The sequence below is a fragment of the Desulfurococcaceae archaeon MEX13E-LK6-19 genome (assembly GCA_029637525.1).
In the GTDB taxonomy this organism is placed as follows: domain Archaea; phylum Thermoproteota; class Thermoprotei_A; order Sulfolobales; family Desulfurococcaceae; genus MEX13ELK6-19.
The window spans coordinates 974,175-995,037 of sequence record CP072660.1 but is presented as its reverse complement, the minus strand read 5'-3'; the positions used below and the strand labels follow the sequence as shown (position 1 = coordinate 995,037).

Annotated in this window: 20 protein-coding genes; 14 read left to right on the top strand and 6 right to left on the bottom strand. The window is 39.9% G+C overall.

The window, feature by feature from the left end:
* Positions 1 to 15 precede the first annotated feature (15 nt).
* The 3 genes from J4526_05530 to J4526_05520 all read left to right on the top strand — a co-directional run bounded on the left by J4526_05530 (position 16) and on the right by J4526_05520 (position 2,362).
* Positions 16 to 498: a small multi-drug export protein gene (locus tag J4526_05530; GenBank protein WFO74547.1), complete on the top strand. Its 483-nt coding sequence runs from the start codon at positions 16 to 18 to the stop codon at positions 496 to 498.
* Between the two features lie 211 nt (positions 499 to 709).
* Positions 710 to 1,258, top strand: a complete 549-nt coding sequence (locus tag J4526_05525) for a hypothetical protein (protein ID WFO74546.1) — start codon at positions 710 to 712, stop codon at positions 1,256 to 1,258.
* A 156-nt stretch (positions 1,259 to 1,414) separates the two neighbouring features.
* On the top strand, positions 1,415 to 2,362 hold the full coding sequence (locus J4526_05520) for a hypothetical protein (protein ID WFO74545.1): 948 nt from the start codon (positions 1,415 to 1,417) through the stop codon (positions 2,360 to 2,362).
* On the opposite strand, the gene J4526_05515 is transcribed toward J4526_05520, so the two are convergent.
* The 4 genes from J4526_05515 to J4526_05500 form a co-directional block, all read right to left on the bottom strand.
* Positions 2,346 to 3,122: a radical SAM protein gene (locus J4526_05515; GenBank protein WFO74544.1), complete on the bottom strand. Its 777-nt coding sequence runs from the start codon at positions 3,120 to 3,122 to the stop codon at positions 2,346 to 2,348. The genes J4526_05520 and J4526_05515 overlap by 17 nt on opposite strands.
* Positions 3,123 to 3,148: 26 nt before the next feature.
* Complete coding sequence (locus J4526_05510; protein WFO74543.1) at positions 3,149 to 5,479, bottom strand: hypothetical protein; 2,331 nt, start codon at positions 5,477 to 5,479, stop codon at positions 3,149 to 3,151.
* Between the two features lie 2 nt (positions 5,480 to 5,481).
* Entirely contained in the window at positions 5,482 to 6,621 is a 1,140-nt protein-coding gene (locus J4526_05505; protein WFO74542.1) for a MoxR family ATPase, read from the bottom strand.
* A gap of 196 nt (positions 6,622 to 6,817) precedes the next feature.
* Entirely contained in the window at positions 6,818 to 7,108 is a 291-nt protein-coding gene (locus J4526_05500; protein WFO74541.1) for a hypothetical protein, read from the bottom strand.
* A gap of 88 nt (positions 7,109 to 7,196) precedes the next feature.
* Between J4526_05500 and J4526_05495 the strand changes: the two genes are divergently transcribed.
* From J4526_05495 to J4526_05480, 4 genes are all read left to right on the top strand, one after another.
* Positions 7,197 to 7,685, top strand: a complete 489-nt coding sequence (locus tag J4526_05495) for a GIY-YIG nuclease family protein (protein ID WFO74540.1) — start codon at positions 7,197 to 7,199, stop codon at positions 7,683 to 7,685.
* 55 nt (positions 7,686 to 7,740) lie between these two features.
* Positions 7,741 to 8,166: a single-stranded DNA-binding protein gene (locus J4526_05490; protein ID WFO74539.1), complete on the top strand. Its 426-nt coding sequence runs from the start codon at positions 7,741 to 7,743 to the stop codon at positions 8,164 to 8,166.
* A 7-nt stretch (positions 8,167 to 8,173) separates the two neighbouring features.
* The gene (locus tag J4526_05485) at positions 8,174 to 8,512 is read left to right on the top strand and encodes a PqqD family protein (GenBank protein ID WFO74538.1); all 339 of its coding nucleotides are present in this window, start codon (positions 8,174 to 8,176) and stop codon (positions 8,510 to 8,512) included.
* Between the two features lie 93 nt (positions 8,513 to 8,605).
* Complete coding sequence (locus tag J4526_05480) at positions 8,606 to 9,691, top strand: transglutaminase domain-containing protein (protein ID WFO74537.1); 1,086 nt, start codon at positions 8,606 to 8,608, stop codon at positions 9,689 to 9,691.
* Positions 9,692 to 9,869: 178 nt separating this feature from the next.
* On the opposite strand, the gene J4526_05475 is transcribed toward J4526_05480, so the two are convergent.
* Complete coding sequence (locus tag J4526_05475) at positions 9,870 to 10,199, bottom strand: hypothetical protein (GenBank protein ID WFO74536.1); 330 nt, start codon at positions 10,197 to 10,199, stop codon at positions 9,870 to 9,872.
* Between the two features lie 251 nt (positions 10,200 to 10,450).
* On the opposite strand from J4526_05475, the gene J4526_05470 reads away from it, so the two are divergent.
* On the top strand, positions 10,451 to 11,632 hold the full coding sequence (locus J4526_05470) for a thiolase domain-containing protein (GenBank protein WFO74535.1): 1,182 nt from the start codon (positions 10,451 to 10,453) through the stop codon (positions 11,630 to 11,632).
* A 41-nt stretch (positions 11,633 to 11,673) separates the two neighbouring features.
* Positions 11,674 to 13,254: an acyl-CoA carboxylase subunit beta gene (locus J4526_05465; GenBank protein ID WFO74534.1), complete on the top strand. Its 1,581-nt coding sequence runs from the start codon at positions 11,674 to 11,676 to the stop codon at positions 13,252 to 13,254.
* Positions 13,255 to 13,366: 112 nt separating this feature from the next.
* Here the strand turns inward: J4526_05465 and J4526_05460 are convergent, their stop codons facing one another.
* On the bottom strand, positions 13,367 to 13,957 hold the full coding sequence (locus tag J4526_05460; GenBank protein ID WFO74533.1) for an acetyl-CoA carboxylase biotin carboxyl carrier protein subunit: 591 nt from the start codon (positions 13,955 to 13,957) through the stop codon (positions 13,367 to 13,369).
* A gap of 203 nt (positions 13,958 to 14,160) precedes the next feature.
* On the opposite strand from J4526_05460, the gene J4526_05455 reads away from it, so the two are divergent.
* The 5 genes from J4526_05455 to J4526_05435 all read left to right on the top strand — a co-directional run bounded on the left by J4526_05455 (position 14,161) and on the right by J4526_05435 (position 20,822).
* Complete coding sequence (locus J4526_05455) at positions 14,161 to 15,381, top strand: M20 family metallopeptidase (protein ID WFO74532.1); 1,221 nt, start codon at positions 14,161 to 14,163, stop codon at positions 15,379 to 15,381.
* Between the two features lie 30 nt (positions 15,382 to 15,411).
* Positions 15,412 to 16,131 (top strand): hypothetical protein, encoded by a 720-nt coding sequence (locus J4526_05450; protein WFO74531.1) that lies wholly within the window; start codon positions 15,412 to 15,414, stop codon positions 16,129 to 16,131.
* Between the two features lie 127 nt (positions 16,132 to 16,258).
* Positions 16,259 to 17,788, top strand: a complete 1,530-nt coding sequence (locus J4526_05445) for an ATP-grasp domain-containing protein (GenBank protein WFO74530.1) — start codon at positions 16,259 to 16,261, stop codon at positions 17,786 to 17,788.
* A gap of 210 nt (positions 17,789 to 17,998) precedes the next feature.
* A complete protein-coding gene (ppsA, locus tag J4526_05440) occupies positions 17,999 to 20,428 on the top strand; it encodes a phosphoenolpyruvate synthase (GenBank protein ID WFO74529.1) in 2,430 nt (809 codons plus the stop codon).
* A gap of 115 nt (positions 20,429 to 20,543) precedes the next feature.
* On the top strand, positions 20,544 to 20,822 hold the full coding sequence (locus tag J4526_05435; GenBank protein ID WFO74528.1) for a hypothetical protein: 279 nt from the start codon (positions 20,544 to 20,546) through the stop codon (positions 20,820 to 20,822).
* Positions 20,823 to 20,863 lie beyond the last annotated feature (41 nt).

The window sequence follows — 20,863 nt, the reverse complement described above, 5'->3', positions numbered from 1 at the left end:
CACGGTGTATACAGTATGGATATAGGACTATACCTAGTAGTAATAATGCTTGCGCTTTCACCCATAGTAGAAGTGAGGGGTGCAATACCCGTAGGCATAGCTGGAGGACTTGATCCCCTTCTTGTATTTGTTCTAGCATTCATTGCCGCATCAATACCGGCTCCCATATTAATCTATGGTCTCTCATACATTGAGAAAGAGTTTCTGCCAAAAATATTCACTAAGATGCCATTACTTGAGAGAATATACAAGGCCAGTATAGAGAAGGCTCGAAGGAAGGCTGAAAAGATTAGGGGAAGCAAGTATGTGTACCTTGCACTCGCATGCTTTGTCGCTATACCTTCACCAGGAACAGGCGTATGGACTGGCAGCCTAGTAGCCTATGTTCTGGACTTGAGTAAAACCAAGTCTACCATTGCTGTGATTATAGGGAACCTAATGGCATCAATAATAGTTCTCATTGCAACTCTTGGCGTGAAAACAATACTGTCTTCCTAGTGTTTAGTATAAAGCTAGTTTAAGAATAAGAAGTAGTGCTTCACTACTATAATATAGATGATGAATTACGCCAGCGTCGGAGCACGAAAATGTTTTGCTATGAAGATTTTCGCCCCACCTGATCCCACTTCATGTCCCTATTTAAATTTATGATGTATCCTAGGTTCTAAAAGGGTTAGTCTTTGCAACATAGTAATCGGTGTCTTAGTTCATGGCCGAGGAGAGCATACTAAATACTACCAAGACAACAATAATTCAAACACCTTCACCAAAGGATATAGGGTATTTTATTGCAGACATAATATCTATCGCATCAGTATACAAAGACCTTGTAGTCGATGACAAGGGGAAGGAGGAAGCAATAAGATACATAACTGCTGCTTTCGATAAATGGCTAGAGCTTGTTTCGCCCATCGAGTATATTCCAGGTCTTGTTGAGAAACTAGACAAGATAATCAAGCACCCGTTCTGGGATATTATACCAGAGCTCACAGAAGATCTCTTTGAACGTATTCTCATAGAGTCAGTGGTTTTCAAAGAAGAGCTCTTCAAGAACAATGAACCCATTATACTTGAGGCACTTGCCGAAACTATCCAGGCCCATGCCATCATCCTACTGGAAAAACTCAGTGGAGATGCAAAAGCTGCAGAGGAAATAGTCTTAGAGACAATAAATACGCCAGCAGATCCCTCAGAAACCATTAGGAAAGCCATAACGATAATAGCGGTAGCACTAACTCTTTCTCTAAACAAAAAGTAAAATAGCCATTGTTTTATGTAGTAAACTATTCTGTTAAGAATAACCTCATTATATTTTCAAGCGGAGACAAGTAGTATTTCTTCTTGTCCATAAAGAAAAGAAGTTATATTAAAATATCTGCAGACCGAAGAAAATAAGCTAGGTTGATTATTCTTGATGGATGTCACGAAAATCGCTTTCATAATACTGATAATAACATCATTTACGATACTTTACATAGTACATAATACCTATTCAATAACTGTTGCTTCATTTCCATTAGATAAGACCTACTCTATTAGCCTACCTCCTCGTCTAGAACACATTATATTGTACAAGAATATAGCTAATGAAACCACTACAACAATTGTCTTAAAAGGACCGGTTTTACAGACAACAATAGAGCCCGCCCCATTGATAAAATACGACTATGTTATCGTGAAGTCTAGAGGTGTAGACATTTATGTTGTCTCCATGATAATCACAGGTATTATTGTATTTGGTATTTTATGGACTTACATCCTAAGAGAATTAAGTGGGCGTGCAAAAACAATTATCACATTAGCATTCCTAATAGCCCTTGTGCTAGCTCTTGCTAACACCTTGATAGCATCACTATTCTCTACAATACCTTATTCCATTGCAAGAGAACAAAAAGGCACACTCCATTTATTAAATCCTGCTGGTACCATAGGATATCCTCTTCTCCCAAAGAACTACACGATGTACTTGTTCAAAGAACATATTGACACAGAGAAGATCATGGTTTTCGAAAGTAATAGAACAAACTTCATCGTAATTGTCGGTACAAAGAATTTCACTAAAGGAATAGAAATGAATCCATCTAATCTTTTCGTAATACATTTAAACAAATCATTCATAGGCAAGAAAATATACATATTTGTACTCGTACCCACCAACAGTAACGTAAAGGAATTGTCTTATAGAGAAGTATCGTTTTATGAGTTTTCAGCAGAAAACATTAATAGGACAAGGATTTTCTTGTACTTTATAACGCCGACCATATACTTATTAGCATTAATAATAGCTATGTTTGTTAAGAAGAACATAGAATACTATAAAGCAAAGTTTAATAAAAACACACAATCTATATCATCCAGCTAGGTATACCGTTTGGTGTAACAGCTCTTTTTGGAGGCCATAGCCCCATTTTCTTGAGTAACCGTATAACATGATCGTATAGTATAATGTACTCCCAGTCAACATCAGTTAAAGCAGGATGTATTCTCCGTAATTCACTGAGGAACCATTCTATATCTTTTTCATCACTCCAGCCAATCATTGCAGCAGGATAGACTTGCTCCCCAGGCTCGAGTCCAGCATCAACAAGATTTTTTAACGCCTTCAACTGAAGGTACCAAGCATCCTTCTTCGCACCAGTGAGTCTAGCGAATTCTTCAGGCGTAACTCCTTTGAATGAAACCCTTACAATTATGTTCTTTATACTAGCAAGCTCTTCAGCATAGGACTTATCATAACCAAGGAGTATTCCATTTGTTTCCACAATAAAGTACTTCTTTTCTGAAGAAACAATAGCCGCTATTTCGAGAAGATGCTTTCTACATATAGTTGGTTCTCCGCCTGTTAGCCTAACATACTTGTATCCTCTCGTAGAAGCTATGTAGAGTAATTTATCGGCTGCTTCATAAGGACTACACCACTTCCCCTTTCTGATATTATCTCTGAAGTAGTACGCCCAACAAAATTTACAAGCCATATTACATCCAATAACATCAGCCGACGCTATACCGCCATACCATTTTCCTCCACGGAACCTATAATACAATCTCTCTTCAATACCATCCACATTCCTACAAACATTCTTTGAGACAAGCATCGCCCTCTCAATAGGATCATAGCTCATCCTACTAATCACCATGTAAGTAATAGCTAGGCTTCAACAATCTTTAGGATCTCTTCTGTACCGAGTTTCCTCACCGAGAAGTATTTTGTTGAAAGTCTCTTGAGAGACCTATTATCACCAAATATCATTACTGAAATAAGTCTTGCATTGGCTTTCCTTAAATTATGAGAGATCAGTGATTCAGCTATTCTATCAACACCATCGGTTATCAATACTATATCGCTTACATCTTTTGTAATACCAGATCTTATATCATTACATGCGAGCATTAATGCTCTTGATATGTCCGTTCCTCCACTCCCCTTAATCGAGGCTATATAGTCCATGAGTTTAAGGGCTTGTTTAGTGCTAGGCTTCTTGCTTAACTTCACAAGAGGATAGGGTATACTGTCGAAGAACCTGAAGTAGAATTCTCTATGTTCTTTAAGGGCTCTCATATAGAGACTTAGAGCGACTGCTTTTGCCCAAACCATTTTGATTCCATCCATAGACCCACTATTATGGACTATAAATCCATTTGCAAAGAATCTATTCCCGTTTTCAAGAGTTATGTCATAGACTATTTCTTCGCCTACAGACTTTATTGATGTTATAGGAACTGTATACAAGAAATCATGTTTCTTAGCTTGCTCTAAGTCATTACTTATTTCTTTTGAGGCAATGTTTTCGTGTTTTATATTTCGTAAAGGAAGTTTTCTAACAAGTTTTACAAGGTTACTTCTATCTATAGTTATCTTGAATACTTTTGAACCATACTCCTCGATGATTCTACTCATTATTCCCTGCTTGAGCAATAAGAGATGTATTTGACGGGCAAGTATTCCGTTCCTAAAAACCATGATTATCTTATCACTAGCAGTAATACCACAAGCATCAATTACCCCAGCCAAGAATAACGAAAGGGATCTCCCACACAGTCTAGTCAAAGAATCTGGTATAGACTTTACATCATCATTCCTAAAGATACTCTCATAGTTCTTATACAGTATTTGAATTGCTTTTTCTTTAATCGGTAATGAGATACAGTTTCCATAGACATAGTAATTGCCAAGTGTGCTCAATACATCCTTGTATTTCTCTATGACGTTTTTGTTTCTAAAACATATTGTGACGATACCATCTTCTATACTTATTTTACCTCCAGTCAATAACCCAAGAAGGATTACTTCTTGGTCAGCAAAATTATCTCTACATGTTTTATTAAGTAGTTCCGGCGTTGGCATTAATAGTTCATCGCCATAATCTATATTATCTATGGTTGTCTCAATAAGCATATTGTCTCTAACAATCATTACAACATGATTACCTGTAGCATTAAGAGTTCCCATGGGTGTTTCTACTTTATACACTTCCCTAGCTCTCCCAGGTCTAATAGAGACTACTTTTGATACAGTAAACACTAAGGAACTACCTATTGGGGAAACAGAGAGGATTCTTTCACCAAGCCTTATTTCAGAAATAGGCTTAAGACCACCCGTACTCGTGTAAACCAGTGTATCGCCAGGCAAACACTTGTCAACAAGAACATAAATAGGTCCCATGCTATGTGATAATACTTTCTGATTTAAAAGAAGTCTTCCTTCAAGGAATCTCAAGTAGAATAATTCATCAGGCAGAGCAAGGTTCGAGGCAACAATTCTCTCGATATCTCTACCTAGTTCATATCCAGTTATTTCTCCATGCTTTGATCTACGTTTTCTCTTTGGGATATTAATACTCCAAGGCTTTACTCCCGATATTAGTTCAAGTATCTTTTTTACTTCCGTATTTCTTGCAAGTCTAATTAACTCAATAGCATACTCTTCTTGCACCATCATACTTACTGTGCCCGGCTGTTGTCCCTCGATAACATACCTAAGTTTTCTAATACCATCAATCTCAGATTTCGTGTTACTTAAAGCACGTTCAACAACTTTCTTAATGGTTTCATCACGCGTAACAATTCCCTGTTCTTTGTCTTTAACTTTTTGTTCAGCATTACCAGTACTTTCTTGTAGCTCATTCTCCAGCTCTGATATAAAGATCCCTGCAGCTATGCTACTGAGAAGACTATCGGCTACACTTTTTCCTCTAATATCATGTATATGCTTAGAAGAAAGCATTGATGATATTATCTTATATGACGTGAAGCCTTGTTTATCACTTATCTCCATAGGATCTTTTAGAATAGGATATGGGAGATAGAATGTGTAGAAGATATCGACAGCCGTTATATAGTCTATACTCAGCTTCTCTTTGTCAACAAGTATTTTGGCAAGCTTGTATACTTTCCTACCTCTATACTTGACAACAGGGTCTGTATAATCAATGTTTTTTATAACTCCTTTTCTCTCCTTTAGTTTATCGAAGGAAAACACTTCTAGATCCCTAGTTTACTTCTTATCATCGATATTACATCGCTTATTTCGGCAAGCACATCCAAGGCTTTCCTTCTAACTCTCTCGTCAGTCGTTTCATCAGCAATCTTTTTGACACGATCCCTTACTGTCTCAAAGCTCCTTAAATAGTCGACAAGACGGGGCTCGAATTCTGTTATACTCTCTATGTAGGCCATTGCATCACGTATATTTGCTTCTATTTCATTTAGTTCACGGAGGTAACGTTCACTAGCTTTAACTTCTTCGAATAGTATTGCTGTTACTTGTTCAGCTTCATCTCTGTCTTTGGGGGCTATCATACGTAGTACGAGAAGATCCTCTTCAACTGCAACCATTCTACCGGAGAGAAGTGCTGAGCCAGCAATAGCCTTCAAAGCTTTTCCTTTTCTCCTATCAGTTATATGTATACCATGGTCTTCAAAGACAGCATATATTTTCACAAGTTTCTCTTTTATTTTAGACAAGTCTACTTCAAACAACAGTTTGTTTAGAGCTCTTAACTGATCCATTGATAAAATGGGTTCTGCTTTTTCATAGTATCCTGCCTCGATTTTCCAGACAGCATCTATTAGTTTTAACCACTTGTCCTCGCCGACAGGTTTCACGAAGTGCCTATATAGGAACCTATCGTATAATGCCTGTAATTCCGGCTCGTCTGGCACGTTATTGCTTGCAGCAATCATCGTCCATAATGGCACATGGATCTCGTTGTATCCATCGTAAACAATTCTTTCATTCATTATAGTCAAGAACATGTTTAGTATAGCGGAATTAGCATTAAAGATCTCATCTATAAATGCGATCTCTGCTTCAGGTAGTTTATTCTTGGTTATTCTCACATACTTACCATGCTTTAATGCATTTATATCCAAAGGCCCAAAGAGCTCGTCGGGCTCAGTAAATCTAGTTAATAAGTACTTGAAAAACCTTGCATTCACTAGTTCTGCTGCACGACGTGCAAGAGCTGATTTAGCTGTACCTGGTTCACCTATAAGTACTACATGTTCACCTGATATGAGAGCTAGAGCTATGGCATAGGCTTCTTCTTCTCTACCAACAAACGGCTTGCTAAGTTCTTCAACGAATTTACTAGCGAGACTAAGTATATCATGCTTGTTCATCTACTATACACCACGATACCTGGCAACCATCTTATTCTAATACCTAAAATAATTATTCATCATTAATATAGATGATTAACACCAACTACTATTAAGGTTAGGTTCGAATATAATGTAATTGGGATGAAGACCCCGGTTTTAGCTGAATAGAAGTATGATGACGAGTTGCTCGGCGGACCGATATTGAGTTGGAAAGTTAGAGTGGAATTGTTAGTTTCTTTAGTAGTTCTTTTGCTTCCTCAAGTTCAATACTATAATCAAGCAATAGATCTTCTATACCCTTATCTCTTTTATGTTCAAGAATTTTACCTATCGTAAATAATGATAATCCTATTCCTGTAGAGATCATTGTTGGATCGGGCATTGAGAGAAATATCACAGAAGTCTTCTTTAGTTTTGTACCATACTTGTTTGGCCCACCCTTTATTTCATGTAGTATTTCATTGAGGTTTTCTTTTAACTGTCTAATGATCTTTTCATCATCCAATTTAATCACCCAATAACTTATGGCAAGATATTTACTTATAAAGCACCGATCAACTTATATAACGAGATAATACTTCTGGTGAAACTTGATGCCCGAATATTCCACTATAGACGATATCCCGGCAGAAAAAGGAGTTTATGTTCTTGTGATCAAGGTTGTTGAGGATACAAGCATTAATGTTGGTAAACTTGGTTCATTCGTATTCGGTAAAGGCTACTATGCTTATGTAGGTAGTGCCATGGGTCCTGGTGGTTTGAAAGCAAGAATAAAAAGGCATATTAGTAAAGTAAAGAAGCTTCGTTGGCATATAGATTATCTTACATCAAACAATTACACAGAAATCACTGCAATTATTTACTCTACTACGTCAGTTAACGGTATGGAATCACGAATAGCTAAAATTCTCGAAGAAAAACTTGCTCCGTCAATAAAAGGCTTCGGGTCAACCGATACCAACGATTATACTCACTTATTTAAATGTATTAGTGATCTTAACAAGTGTGTATTGCTTATAGCAAATTCCATGGAAAGTCTTGGTCTGAAACCAACAATTTTATTGCTCCGACACATTTATTAGTCGTGGAAGAGAATAAGGGCACAAGCCCATATACGTCGTAGGAGTCGAATTTCGTATGTCTCAAAACGTAGGCAAAGAAAAAACTCCTGTTATAAACCTCAAACCTAAACAAGAAGACGTCCACATAATAGTACGTGTCCTAGAAGCAGGTCCAACAAGAGTTATTCAAACACGAAAAGGGCCAAGAACTATAAGTAATGCCATACTAGGCGACGAAACAGGTAGAGTAAGAGCAACATTATGGGGACGAAAAGCTGGTACATTAAAGGAGGGACAAGTAGTTGATATAACTGGTGCTTGGACAACAGCCTACAGGGGTCAGGTACAAATCAATATCGGATCAAGTACTACGGTAAGAATAATCGACGAAGATATTGTACCGCCAAAAGAAGAAATCCCCGAGGACTCGCCAAAAGCGCCAGAGGAGCCAAAGGGCTTTTCCAGAAGGCAAAGAGGATTTAGAAGAACTTCATGGAGGTAGAGAGGCTATGGCAGCTAGTAATGAAACTAAGCATAAAGAAACATTTGACCAGCTCAAAGATTTAAAGCCATCAAGAAACGGCAACTATCTTGGCGAGAAAGGCGAGAAATTCTACATAGCTGTATCGCCTGAAGAAATCTATGAACTGAGTCCACTTGCATACTATGTTTGGCTATTATGTGATGGAGAACATACTGTAGCAGAAATAGCAGAAAGAATGAGCAAAGACTTATCAATGCCTCTGGAAGAAATAATAGAGCCTCTAATAATCGCGCTTGATGGGCTTTCTAACGTTAATCTTGTAATAATGGCTCCAAAGAAGGAGGAAGAAGGTTCTCAACAATAAAATTTGTTTTATTTTACAATTAACTCATTAGCATAATGCTAAGTCTCATTTATATTCCATTTTCGTATTATACTTAACCTGGTGGCACCCAGATTGCCTTATGTGGAGAAAATATTTGTCATTATATTAATTGCTATAGTAATATTGTCGTCATTATCTATTGATACTGTATCTAGTGCCCGTCCACCATATACGGGTGTTATTAAAATTAGAATTTACATTGGAGGATACATATTAAATAGGGGTTCACATCCTGTTCCTGTTAATGAAACTGATCTTCTCGTATTTCCTTATCCACTAAATTTGAGTGACCAAAGAGTACTTAGCTATACTGTATACTTGAACAACACTATTGTCCCCGATAAGTACATCAGCATACACTTTGGCAAAAACCGTAATGTGCTAAGTATTAATGAAAGCTATCTAAACGATACACTAATAGATCCTTGGGAAAACATCAGTGCTGGAATAGAATACATTGTCGAAATAAACATGACCGAGAGAAGGAAAGTTCTAGGCACATTTCTTGGACTGTATCCTGGCGAGTGGAGTGCCATAATAGTAGCCAATGAGACATACATAGAGAAAACAAGGCTATGGAATTTCTCTAACCCATTGGTTAGCCTACTAGTAGATTATATGATGAAGAATGAGAAATACAATAAGACTCCCTATAATTATGTACTAGGATTGTTGTCATGGTTTGAGAACAACGTGAAGTACTCGACAAGAATACCACCTAGACAGCCATGGGAAGTCATAGCATTCGGACGGGGAGATTGCGACGATCAAGCAAATCTGTTTATTACACTCCTCCGAGCCGTTGGTATCCCGTCTTACCAAGAGGTAGGAATCGTCTACATATCAGACGATATTGAATACAGTGGTACAAGCGCAAACGGATATTATAAGTACAAGTTTAAAGGCGGGGGTGGTCATGGCTGGGTCGTCGCATACATTCCCCCATGGGGTTATTTAAGAATAGACTTAACATTCGGTAGAGCGTCCAGTAGACTACAAGACCATATTCTATTAGCCGCATACTATAACTTCCCAACAGCTGTACTTGAACACGTAGTGCACGGCGACTATACTGTTGGGTCAGCAAAATTCCTTGCTACAATAGAGGAGAAGAAACTTGAAGAAGGAGTGGTTGTAATTATTGAAATAGTTGATTAACAGTTCTAGAGACAAATCATCGTAATGTTCTTTGCTTTAATACTAACTATTTGGTTAACTTTTATTAGCTCAAAATGGTAATTATGATTATCTGGATGACAGGTGACTCCAATACCGAGAGGAATTCGATGAGGAAAACCACCCCTTCAGGACCATTCTTTAACAGTACTTTGCACATCTAGTATTTCTTGTCTAGAGGAGAAATCACTTCCATTATTTTCTTGTATTCCTCTTCTGTAAACGCTATTATGTCATATCTGTGAACTCTAATTAAATGCAGGTAAAGACCACGTCTAGTAAATGGTCCTTTCCCACATATATTGCATCTGGGGAGACCGTTTTTTGTAGTAACAATATTTGCTGCAACTCTCCTAACTACTTCTCTCATAACTGGATAGAGTACAGACCCTGAGATTCTTCTTAGATCACTGTCATCAACAGGTAGTCCGACAGCTAGTCTAGCAACATACTCTACAAGCCTAGGAGCTATTGTTGCCACGCTGACCATGTTATCACCGTCTGGATGTTGTCTCGCTTAACATATTCATGTAACCTCTACTTATAAAGAAAGAGTTTCAATATATAGTGTTTACCTAAAATACATTATATCAATAGCCAAAAATATGTATAAACAAAGCTTTCAAAACGTCAAGATGTATATCAGGTATAAGATGCGGACAATCACAAGACTTATAATTAGATGCCTATTGTATAAGATTCCCTAGGATTATAACTTATCATTATGAGGGTGTCCATATAGTGTCTCGTGATCCTGTGTTTATTGTTGGAGTTGGATTAACAAAAATTAGTAGATGGTTTGACAAGAGCGCTAGACATCTTTTCTCTGAAGCACTATTAAAAGCGATCGAGGATGCCGGTGGGGTTAAACCACAAGCACTCGTTGTAGGCAACATGACTTCAAGCGTGTTAATGGAACAAGATAGCTTGGCTGCATTAGTCGCTGATTACAGTGGATTACGTGGAATACCTGCATTCAAAGTAGAAGCTGCTTGTGCAAGTGGTGGTGCGGCATTCTATGCTGGATACGGTCTAGTCTCATCAGGTGTAGTGGATGTCGTTGCTGTCGGTGGTGTAGAGAAGCTTACGGAGAAACTTACTGCCCATGCTACAAAAGCTTTAGCACAAGCTGCTGATACAGAATACGAATTATTCTATGGAACAAGCTTCGCCGGGCTTAATGCTCTTGCCGCCCGGTTATACATGACAAAATATGGTTATACGAGCGAGGACATGGCTTATTGGCCTCTCCGAATGCATGAATATGCTTCATATAACCCCTATGCGCAATTACCACGTAAAACTGACCTAAAAGCAATACTCTCAAGCCCCGTTGTAGCCGATCCATTACGGCTATTTGACTGCTCACCATTAGGCGATGGAGCTGCCGTAGTTATTCTCGTTAGAGGAGAAGAAAAAGCAAGAGAAATAGCAAAGAATACTGGACGCGACGTTCTTGTTGAAGTAGCTGGTATAGGCATGGCTACCGATAGCGTTGACCTTGGGAGCAGAAGAGACCTACTTGTAATGGACTCAACTATAGAGGCTGCAAAGAAAGCATACGAAATGGCTGGCGTTGACGCCAAACAGATAGATTATGCCGAAGTACATGATGCATTCTCAATAACAGCCTTCCTATCAATAGAAGACCTAGGTTTCGCGGAAAAAGGAGCAGCCGCCAAATTATGGAGAGAAGGAAAGTTTGGAAAAGGAGACAAACCCGAGATAAACTTCAGCGGCGGTTTGAAAGCCAGAGGACATCCTGTCGGAGCCACAGGTATATACCAGATCGCCGAGGTAGCAATGCAGCTTCGCGGCGACTTCCCTGGATACAAAGCAAGTGATCCAGAAATAGGGCTCGCCCAAAACCTAGGCGGTGTTGCAACATATACAACTGTCACTATTCTCCGCAGAAGAAGATAACATTAGCATCCACATATATTAATCATGGGAAGTGACCCGTATTGAGTGTCGAAGAGAAGAGAACTATAGATCAATTACTAGACGAACTCAAAGAATTAAGAAAGAAATCTCTGGAAGGCGGAGGCCCCGAGAAAGTAGAAGCCCAGCACAAGAAAGGAAAACTAACAGCACGTGAGAGACTAAGTAAACTACTTGACCCCGATACATTCCATGAACTAGGTTGGCTAGTGACAACAAGATCAAGATACTATGAAGAACTTGGAATAGAGTTCAAAAAAGTAAAGTATCTTGGAGACGGTGTCATAACTGGTTTCGGAAAAATCGATGGAAGACTCGTCTATGTATTTGCACAAGACTTTACCGTTCTCGGCGGAAGTATAGGAGAAGCTCATGGAGAGAAGATAGCACGCTTAATAGAGATGGCTATAACAAACCAAGCACCAGTAATAGGCCTATACGATAGTGGTGGCGCAAGAATACAAGAAGGAGTTGCATCACTACATGGATGCGGCAGGATTTTTGCTGCAAATATAAAGGCAAGCGGAGTCATACCACAAATAAGCCTAATACTAGGTCCATGTGCAGGCGCTGCAGCATACAGTCCAGCATTAACAGACTTCATAATAATGACGAAAAACAGCTTCATGTTTATAACAGGCCCCGAGGTAGTCAAGGCGGCTACGGGTGTTGAGACAACATTTGAGGAATTAGGAGGAGCCGATGTCCACGCTACGACTAGTGGCGTAGCCCACTTTGTCACCGAGACCGAAGACCAGGCTTTCTTGCTTACACGAAAACTCCTAAGCTATCTGCCTCAAAACAACAACGAGACACCACCCTATGTCGATACAGGTGATCCATGGGATAGAGAGGACCCCGAGTTAGATACCATAGTACCACCCGACCCAACAAAACCGTTTGATATGCACGACATAATACTAAGTATAGTCGATAATGGAGAGTTTCTCGAAGTACATAGTAGTTATGCCAGATCAGCAATAGTAGGATTCGGTAGAATAGGAGGATTTGTAGTAGGCATCGTTGCTAATCAGCCTCTTGTTAACGCTGGTGTTATAGACATAGATGCATCAAATAAGATCGCGAGGTTTGTAAGGTTCTGTGACGCATTCAACATACCGATAATAACATTCGTTGACACCCCAGGATTCATGCCAGGTATAGACCAGGAGCACAATGGCATAATAAAACATGGAGCAAAAATACTCTATGCATACACCGAGGCGACTGTACCCAAGATCACGATAATAGTGCGGAAAGCATATGGTGGAGCATACATTGCAATGGGCTCTAAATCGCTTGGAGGAGACATAGTCTATGCATGGCCTACAGCCGAGATAGCAGTAATGGGACCAGAAGGTGCTGTACGTATACTCTACAGGAAACAAGCAAGTAAAATGGAGGATCCCGAAGGATTCATGAAGCAGAAATTAATCGAGTACCGTAGACTATTTGCAAACCCCTACAGAGCTGCAGAACTAGGATACGTAGACGATGTTATTGAACCAAGGACTACAAGGAAGAAGATATTCGTAGCATTAGAAGCATTAATGGATAAGAAAGAAGAGATTATACCAAGAAAACATGGTAACATCCCACTTTAATGTTTTGACGATTCAATAAAACAAATACAAATAATTTTATACACAACACAATATGAGGCAATATTGGTTTTAAACATGTTATAGTTTATATTCTATAGATAAGCAATACTGTTTATTGTTTCTTCTTTCTCCTACTCTTTTTCTCCTTTTTCTCCTCCTTGCCTTCTTCCTCGACTATGGGCTTTATTTTTACTATCTTTTCACCCTTCTTTATCGCGACACCAGGCTTTACATAAACCTCTGTTACAACACCTGCTATACCAGCCTTGATCTCCGTAATCATTTTCATAGAAGACATTAAAGCAATTACGCTATCAGGGTTAACTTTGTCTCCTGGTTTTACCTTGACGTCAGTTATCTTTCCATCAATAGGCGAGACAATTAATCCTTTTTCTCTCTGTACAACTCTTTTTACACCAGTTTTTTCACCATAACTTATCGGAATTAACTCAAATACTCTTTTCACAATAGATGGCACACCATTAATCACGATTCCTCCAGACAAGCCTGCTATCTTTACTCGTCTACCGTTTATCTCAATAACAGCTTGTTTGGCGTCATCATCAATATTTATGATCTTGACATTATATATTCTAACACCGGATTCATCAAATATTTTCACATTATACTCACGATCTTTACCATCTATTTCTATCTCTATGAATCCTCCCGACGATATCTCTGCTCTATACCTACGTGCCAAGATTTCTACACCTTGTTTTTGTACTACACCACATTATCTTTACTTTACAAGGCACATAGGTACACGCTATCCCTTATAAATAATCGTGGTAAAACAAATAGATATTATTTCTCTTAAACACACTATGAGAAAGCAATTCTTTCCGCTTCTGCGTCGCATTCAATTTATACCTTGACAGTAACTTCTATAATGTGGTGGCTATAATGCTTCCCAAATGGGTCTATGAGCTTGCTGAAAAAGTCCTTATGAAGAGTATTGAGTATCCAACAGTTCTAGGAGATAGTTACAAAGAAATTGTTGAATATTATAGCGAGGTATTGAAGAAATACGGTATCCACACCACAATCTACCGTGTCGAAGATGAATACCTTAGGAAAGTTCTACCAGAATCGCTGAGACCAGAAAAACCAAGATACATTCTTCTCGCGAAATTAGGTTCAGGAGACAAAGTAATACAATTTAATGGACATTATGACGTGGTCGCACCTGGTGCTGGATGGAAAATAACAGACCCATTTAAACCTAAGAAAATAGACAACAAGATCTATGGACGTGGTTCCACTGATATGAAAGGCGGGATAGCTGCCTTTGTAGCAGCAATGGCGTATTTGGCGTCGTCTAAAGAACCTCTCGACCATGTCGTTGAAGCAGCTATAGTTCCTGATGAGGAAATAGGTGGTGAAACTGGGACAGGATATCTTGTCGACAAGCTTGGCAGTAGACCAGACTGGGTCATCATAGCTGAGCCGAGTGGTATAGACACTATCTGGATAGGGCACAAGGGTGCCGTATGGGCTGAAGTAATAGTTAAAGGAAAACAAACACATGGCAGCACGCCTTGGCTAGGTATTAACGCGTTTGAGAAAATGGTCTATGTAGCCAAGTACCTGATAGAGGAAGTAAAACCTGTTGTCGAGTCAAGGAGAAGCAAATATACTTACGACATGCCGGAAAGCGCTAAGGCAACAATGAATCTAGGTGGTAAACTAACTGCTCCCGGAAGCATAAACATAGTACCAGGCCAGGTGTCATTCAGTATAGACAGGAGGGTTATTGTAGAGGAAAACGTTGATGATGTCGAGAAAGAGCTTATCTCTTACATTAAACAAGCTGCTTCCTATGCGAAAGCCGACGTAGATATCAAGATCGTTACAAAACTCGAGCCTGCCTTAACGGATCCCCAATCAACATTAACTAGAACACTCGAAAACACTATACAGAAAATACTCGGCAAACAACCACGGAAAGTTGTCTGTACAGGAGGACTAGATCTTCACTACTATACTTCGAAGGGAATACAAGCAGTCTCTTATGGGCCCGGTGATTCTGATGTTGCCCATCAAGTAGATGAGTATATCGTAGTAGATGACTTATACAAAGCCATAGAAGTCTATGTAGAGTTTTCTAAGAACAAACCCGGCTAAGCTTTGTTTCTAACTATGGTGAAGATGATATTGAGGGGTAAATACGATAAAGAACAAATAATTTTTGAAGACAATATTACTAAAACAATAGCCTTTTATTCAAGGCTTGTAAACTTTATTGAAGACGTTATAGACGATGCTTATTGTACAACTGTATACATTAATGAACTCGACAGCAACATGCCGTGGACAACAGAAATAGTCATAGAACCTATCAATTGTAAATATGATCCTTATGAAAGTGTCAGGATCTTCTCTGAGGAATGGAGTATTGACAATGTCGTAATAGGTAGGGGCATATATGAGTATGGGAAGCTCTATGAGATAATTGCTAGGAAATACATTGAAAGCCTTCACTATACTATGAAGTCTTATGCTAGTAGGACTCTCTTAACAAAAAGAGAGTACTACCTCGCTATATCATTCTATGGGAAAGCAGCTATTGTTGAGGGAGATCCCGAGAGAGTAAGAATTCCTGCTGTCAACCAGTGTTTCTCTGCCCATACACATCCCGCTACAAGAGCTTTCCCATCAATACAGGATATGATAACTATTTTCTCAATAATGCTGAATAGAGGCATAGGACATGCTATAGAGACAGTGGGGGACACAATGCTTTTCTATAGAACAGCGCCTTTGACTGAAGATGACATTGCTATTCTTCGTAAAATCGAGAGAGAGCATAATGCGGGAAGGGCATTTGAATTAATGAAAAGTATTCCACGGATAAAAGTAATTTATATGAGGTGATTACACTCTCATACTAAGGGTTTTTTCCATGAGAGGTAATTAATATAAGTGTCTAGGATACAGAGTACTTGTGGTCTAAGCTAAACCATGATATGAGATAATGGAACTAGCTGTATGAGGTCTTAATATGGGTAAGCGATGGAGGATATTAATCGCGAACCGTGGAGAAATAGCAATTAGAATAGCAAGAACCGTCAAAGAACTAGGGCACATACCTCTTGGAATTTACACTTCTATTGACAAAAAGAGTTTTCATAGACATTTCATGTCTGAAGACTATGAGGTTTCTAGTTACCTCAATATAAAGGATATCATAAAGGCGGCCGAGGAGCTTGGTGCTGATGCAATACATCCTGGTTATGGTTTCTTATCTGAGAATCCTGAGTTCGCGAAGAAAGTACGTGATAAAGGCTTTATCTTCATAGGGCCATCGCCTGAAGCAATGGAGCTCGCTGGAGATAAGGCGATGGCTAAGAAGAAGGCTGAAGAAGCTGATGTCCCCACACTGCCATGGGCTATAGTAAAGGATCCTGAAGATCTCAGAGATTTTGCAAGAACCCATGGCTATCCCGTGTTACTCAAGGCTGTTGCCGGCGGAGGAGGTATGGGTATAAGAATCATTAGAAGCGGGGATGATATTGAGTCGTTGTTTGAACAAGCACAAAAAGAAGCTGAGAACGCTTTTGGTGACAAGAGACTTTATGTAGAGAAGTACTTGGAGAATCCTAAACACATTGAGGTACAAATATTATCTGATGGAGATAAAGTTGTTCACCTATTCGAGAGGGATTGTAGTGTACAGAGAAGGCACCAAAAACTGCTTGAGGAGGCTCCAGCTCCTATTCTGACAAATAAAGAGAGAATGAATATAACCGAAGATGCAGTAAAGCTCATGAGATACATAGGCTATACTAATGCTGGCACCGTCGAAATGCTTTTCGACGTAAAGACACGTAAACACTATTTCATGGAAATTAATGCGAGACTTCAGGTCGAGCATCCAGTCACGGAGATGATTACTGGTATAGACATAGTTGCGAAACAAATAGAGATAGCTCTTGAAGGCAGCTTGGACTTAAAGCAAGATAATATAAGAATCAATGGACATGCTATTGAGGCTCGTGTAAATGCAGAAAATCCTCTCACAATGCTTCCAAGCCCTGGAACTATTGTAGATTATATTGAACCAAATGGGCCGGGCATAAGAGTTGACTCCGGAGTAAACAAGGGATCATTTATTCCTCCAGAGTACAACCCATTAATAGCAAAGGTTATTGCATGGGGTAGTAATAGAGAACAAGCGCTAAAAAGACTTGAGAGAGCCCTCCTGGAGTTTACTATAACAGGTGTTGAAACAAACATACTCCTACTACGTAAGATCATACAGCATCCGGTGTTTAGAAAAGGTATTCATACAACAAAGTTTATTGAGTATTATGGAAAAAGCATAACTGACAGCATACTTGAGGAAGAGAAGATACATGCCATAGCAATGGCCATAGTGACTATGAATTCCACAAATGGATTCAGAAGCGCTCTATCAAGCATCACATCTATTAACAACTCTATACTACATAGCCATAGAGTACAAGCACTTAAGAGAAGAGCTTGGGCTTACTGGACAATGCTTCGTTCAAGAGTTAAACGCCGTAAATGATGAGTGATGACGCATCTGAAAAGTGATGACGGGACTACTCTCTGAGCTCTTTCTTTTTAAACAACTCATTTTCCGCCTTGAATAATACTGGATTATATGAGCTGTTGAGACGACATTATATCCTCTGATTATAACCTAGTGGTATGGCAGCGAATTACTTATAAAGAGTATTTAACGTTAGGTTCTACCAAGAAGAGGGGTTGACCCGGTATGAGTGAAATCCCTAAAGAAAAACGGTTTATTCTATGGCTTGAAGAAGTAACTAAGGACGACGTCGTTCTTGTTGGAGGTAAAAACGCAAACCTTGGTGAAATGCTTAGAGCAGGAATACCCGTGCCACCAGGTTTTGCTGTAACAGCTTATGCCTACAAGTACTTCCTAGAAAAAACAGGGCTCGCAGAGAAAATCTACAGCATGCTTAGAGACCTTGATGTAAACAATACAGCTCTCCTACAGGAGACAACAGAGAAGATCAGGAAACTAATCAAAGAAACCCCCATGCCTCCAGAAATCGAAGCAGCTATAAGGAACGCTTACCGTGAGCTGTCCAAGAGACTTGGCATTGAGAACCCACGTGTAGCTGTTAGAAGCAGTGCTACAGCCGAGGACCTACCAGAGGCAAGCTTTGCTGGACAGCAGGAGACCTACTTGAACGTTTTTGGAGAAGACGCTGTTGTAAAGAGAGTCAAGGATTGTTGGGCTAGCCTATTCACAGCCAGAGCAGTATTCTACCGTGTACAACAAGGCATACCACACGAGAAAGCACTAATGAGCGTAACAGTACAGAAGATGGTCAACAGCAGAAGCGCTGGCGTAATGTTCACACTACACCCAGTCACAGGCGAGACCAACGTAGTAGTCATCGAGGGCGCATGGGGTCTTGGTGAAGCTGTTGTAGGAGGCAAGGTTACACCCGACGAGTGGGTTGTAGACAAGGAAACACTTGAGATCAAAGATAGAAGAATCAACAAGAAGAACATAGCCATAGTATTCAACCCAGAGAAGGGCGAAAACGAGACCATACAGCTACCAGACCCAAGGTTCCCACAGTTCCAGCCTGATGCACCATCACTAAACGATGAGGAAGTAAAGAAGCTAGCCGAACTAGGTGTTAAGATAGAGAAACACTACGGCAGAGCAATGGACATAGAGTGGGCTATCGACATGGACCTACCGTATCCACAGAACGTATTCATAGTGCAAGCCCGTGCAGAAACTGTCTGGAGCACAAAGAAGGCTAAGGAGGAAGAGAAGAAGGCCGAACTCAAAGGCTTCAAGAAAGTCGTCAAGATGAGTGAAGCAAAGGTACTAGTCAAGGGACTACCAGCAAGCCCAGGAGTAGGTGCTGGTGTAGCAAAAGTACTCTTCGACCCACACAGCAAGGAGGCCCAGGAGTTCAAGGAAGGTGAAGTACTAGTAACAAAGATGACCGACCCTGACTGGGTACCACTAATGAAGAAGGCTGCAGCCATCGTGACAGACGAAGGTGGTATGACAAGCCACGCAGCCATCGTAAGCCGTGAGCTAGGTATACCATGTATCGTTGGTACCGGAAATGCTACACAAGTCATCAAGACTGGTATGGAGGTAACCGTTGACGGCAGCAGAGGTGTAGTCTACGATGGTATTGTAGAAGAACTAGTCAAGCCTAAGGAGGAGGCAGCCAAAGCTGAAGTAGCTGTTGGTATTAGTCCAGAACAGCTACTCCCACTATACCCCGTAACAGCTACCAAGATCTACATGAACCTAGGTGAGCCAGACGCTATTGAGAAGTACAAGCACCTACCATTCGACGGTATTGGCCTAATGAGAATCGAGTTCATTATCACTGACTGGGTGCAATACCACCCACTATACTTGATCGAGCAGGGTAAGGGAGACTTCTTCGTAGACAAGCTAGCAGAGGGTATCGCCAAGGTAGCACAAGCAATCTATCCAAGACCAGTAGTAGTAAGGTTCAGTGACTTCAAGACCAACGAGTACAAGGGACTAAAAGGCGGCGAGAAGTACGAGCCCGACGAGAGGAACCCAATGATTGGATGGCGTGGTGTAAGCAGGTACATCCACCCGAAGTACGAGCCAGCATTCAGACTAGAAGTTAGAGCCATCAGGAAAGTAAGAGAAGAGATGGGTCTAACCAACGTATGGGTAATGTTCCCATTCGTCAGGACAATCTGGGAGCTAGAGAAGGCCATCAAGATCCTTGAGGAAGAGGGTCTAAAGAGGAGCAAAGACTTCAAAGTATGGGCTATGGCCGAGGTACCAAGCATAGTATTCCTAGCAGACAAGTTCGCTGAGTATGTAGACGGATTCAGCATTGGTAGCAACGACCTAACACAGCTAGTCCTAGGCGCAGACCGTGACAGCGGTCTACTAGCAGAACTAGGCTACTTCGACGAACGTGACCCAGCAGTACTAGCAGCCATAAAGATGCTAATCGAGAAAGCACACTCCAAGGGCGCAACAGTAAGTATCTGTGGACAAGCACCTAGCGTATATCCAGAGTTCACAGAATTCCTAGTAAGAGCTGGTATCGACAGCATCAGCGTTAACCCTGACGTAGTAATACAGACAAGGAGACTAGTCGCCAGCATTGAGAGAAAGGTAATGCTAGAAAAGCTAAGAGAGCTCGTAAAGTAAAGTCTCCTTCGAAATTTTTACTAAAACAAACAATGTTTTTAATAAACAAGATTTTTTACTCAATATCTACTAATCTTTCTTAATGAACTCAATAGAATACTGTAGGGAATGCTTATTGGAGCCGGCTTTTGAAAAAGAAAATATATTTGTCAAGGAGTTCCTCGGAGTAATGCTCATAATAATTGGTATAATGATTGTATTCATAGGTTTAACTATCTACGCACTAGGGTCAATTAATATCCCAGCAAATGGTACCACGATTATTATCGTACCACCATTTATTATAGTGCAAGGCGGCATCAGTCCATTGATACTACTTGCTATAATCATAGTCTTACTACTTCTACCTTTCATAATGTTCTATTGGTTTACCAGGAGTGTTGTTAACCGATAACAACTGTTATTTCTATTATTCATTGACAGCATGTTTCTTTA

Bases quoted from the DNA above. Each gene is read 5' to 3' on its own strand.
- J4526_05515 (WFO74544.1), bottom strand. From the start codon at position 3,122: ATGAGCTATGATCCTATTGAGAGGGCGATGCTTGTCTCAAAGAATGTT.
- J4526_05485 (WFO74538.1), top strand. From the start codon at position 8,174: ATGGCAGCTAGTAATGAAACTAAGCATAAAGAAACATTTGACCAGCTC.
- ppsA (WFO74529.1), top strand. From the start codon at position 17,999: ATGAGTGAAATCCCTAAAGAAAAACGGTTTATTCTATGGCTTGAAGAA.
- J4526_05475 (WFO74536.1), bottom strand. From the start codon at position 10,199: ATGGTCAGCGTGGCAACAATAGCTCCTAGGCTTGTAGAGTATGTTGCT.
- J4526_05445 (WFO74530.1), top strand. From the start codon at position 16,259: ATGGGTAAGCGATGGAGGATATTAATCGCGAACCGTGGAGAAATAGCA.
- J4526_05495 (WFO74540.1), top strand. From the start codon at position 7,197: ATGCCCGAATATTCCACTATAGACGATATCCCGGCAGAAAAAGGAGTT.
- J4526_05525 (WFO74546.1), top strand. From the start codon at position 710: ATGGCCGAGGAGAGCATACTAAATACTACCAAGACAACAATAATTCAA.
- J4526_05520 (WFO74545.1), top strand. From the start codon at position 1,415: ATGGATGTCACGAAAATCGCTTTCATAATACTGATAATAACATCATTT.
- J4526_05505 (WFO74542.1), bottom strand. From the start codon at position 6,621: ATGAACAAGCATGATATACTTAGTCTCGCTAGTAAATTCGTTGAAGAA.
- J4526_05455 (WFO74532.1), top strand. From the start codon at position 14,161: ATGCTTCCCAAATGGGTCTATGAGCTTGCTGAAAAAGTCCTTATGAAG.
- J4526_05530 (WFO74547.1), top strand. From the start codon at position 16: ATGGATATAGGACTATACCTAGTAGTAATAATGCTTGCGCTTTCACCC.
- J4526_05490 (WFO74539.1), top strand. From the start codon at position 7,741: ATGTCTCAAAACGTAGGCAAAGAAAAAACTCCTGTTATAAACCTCAAA.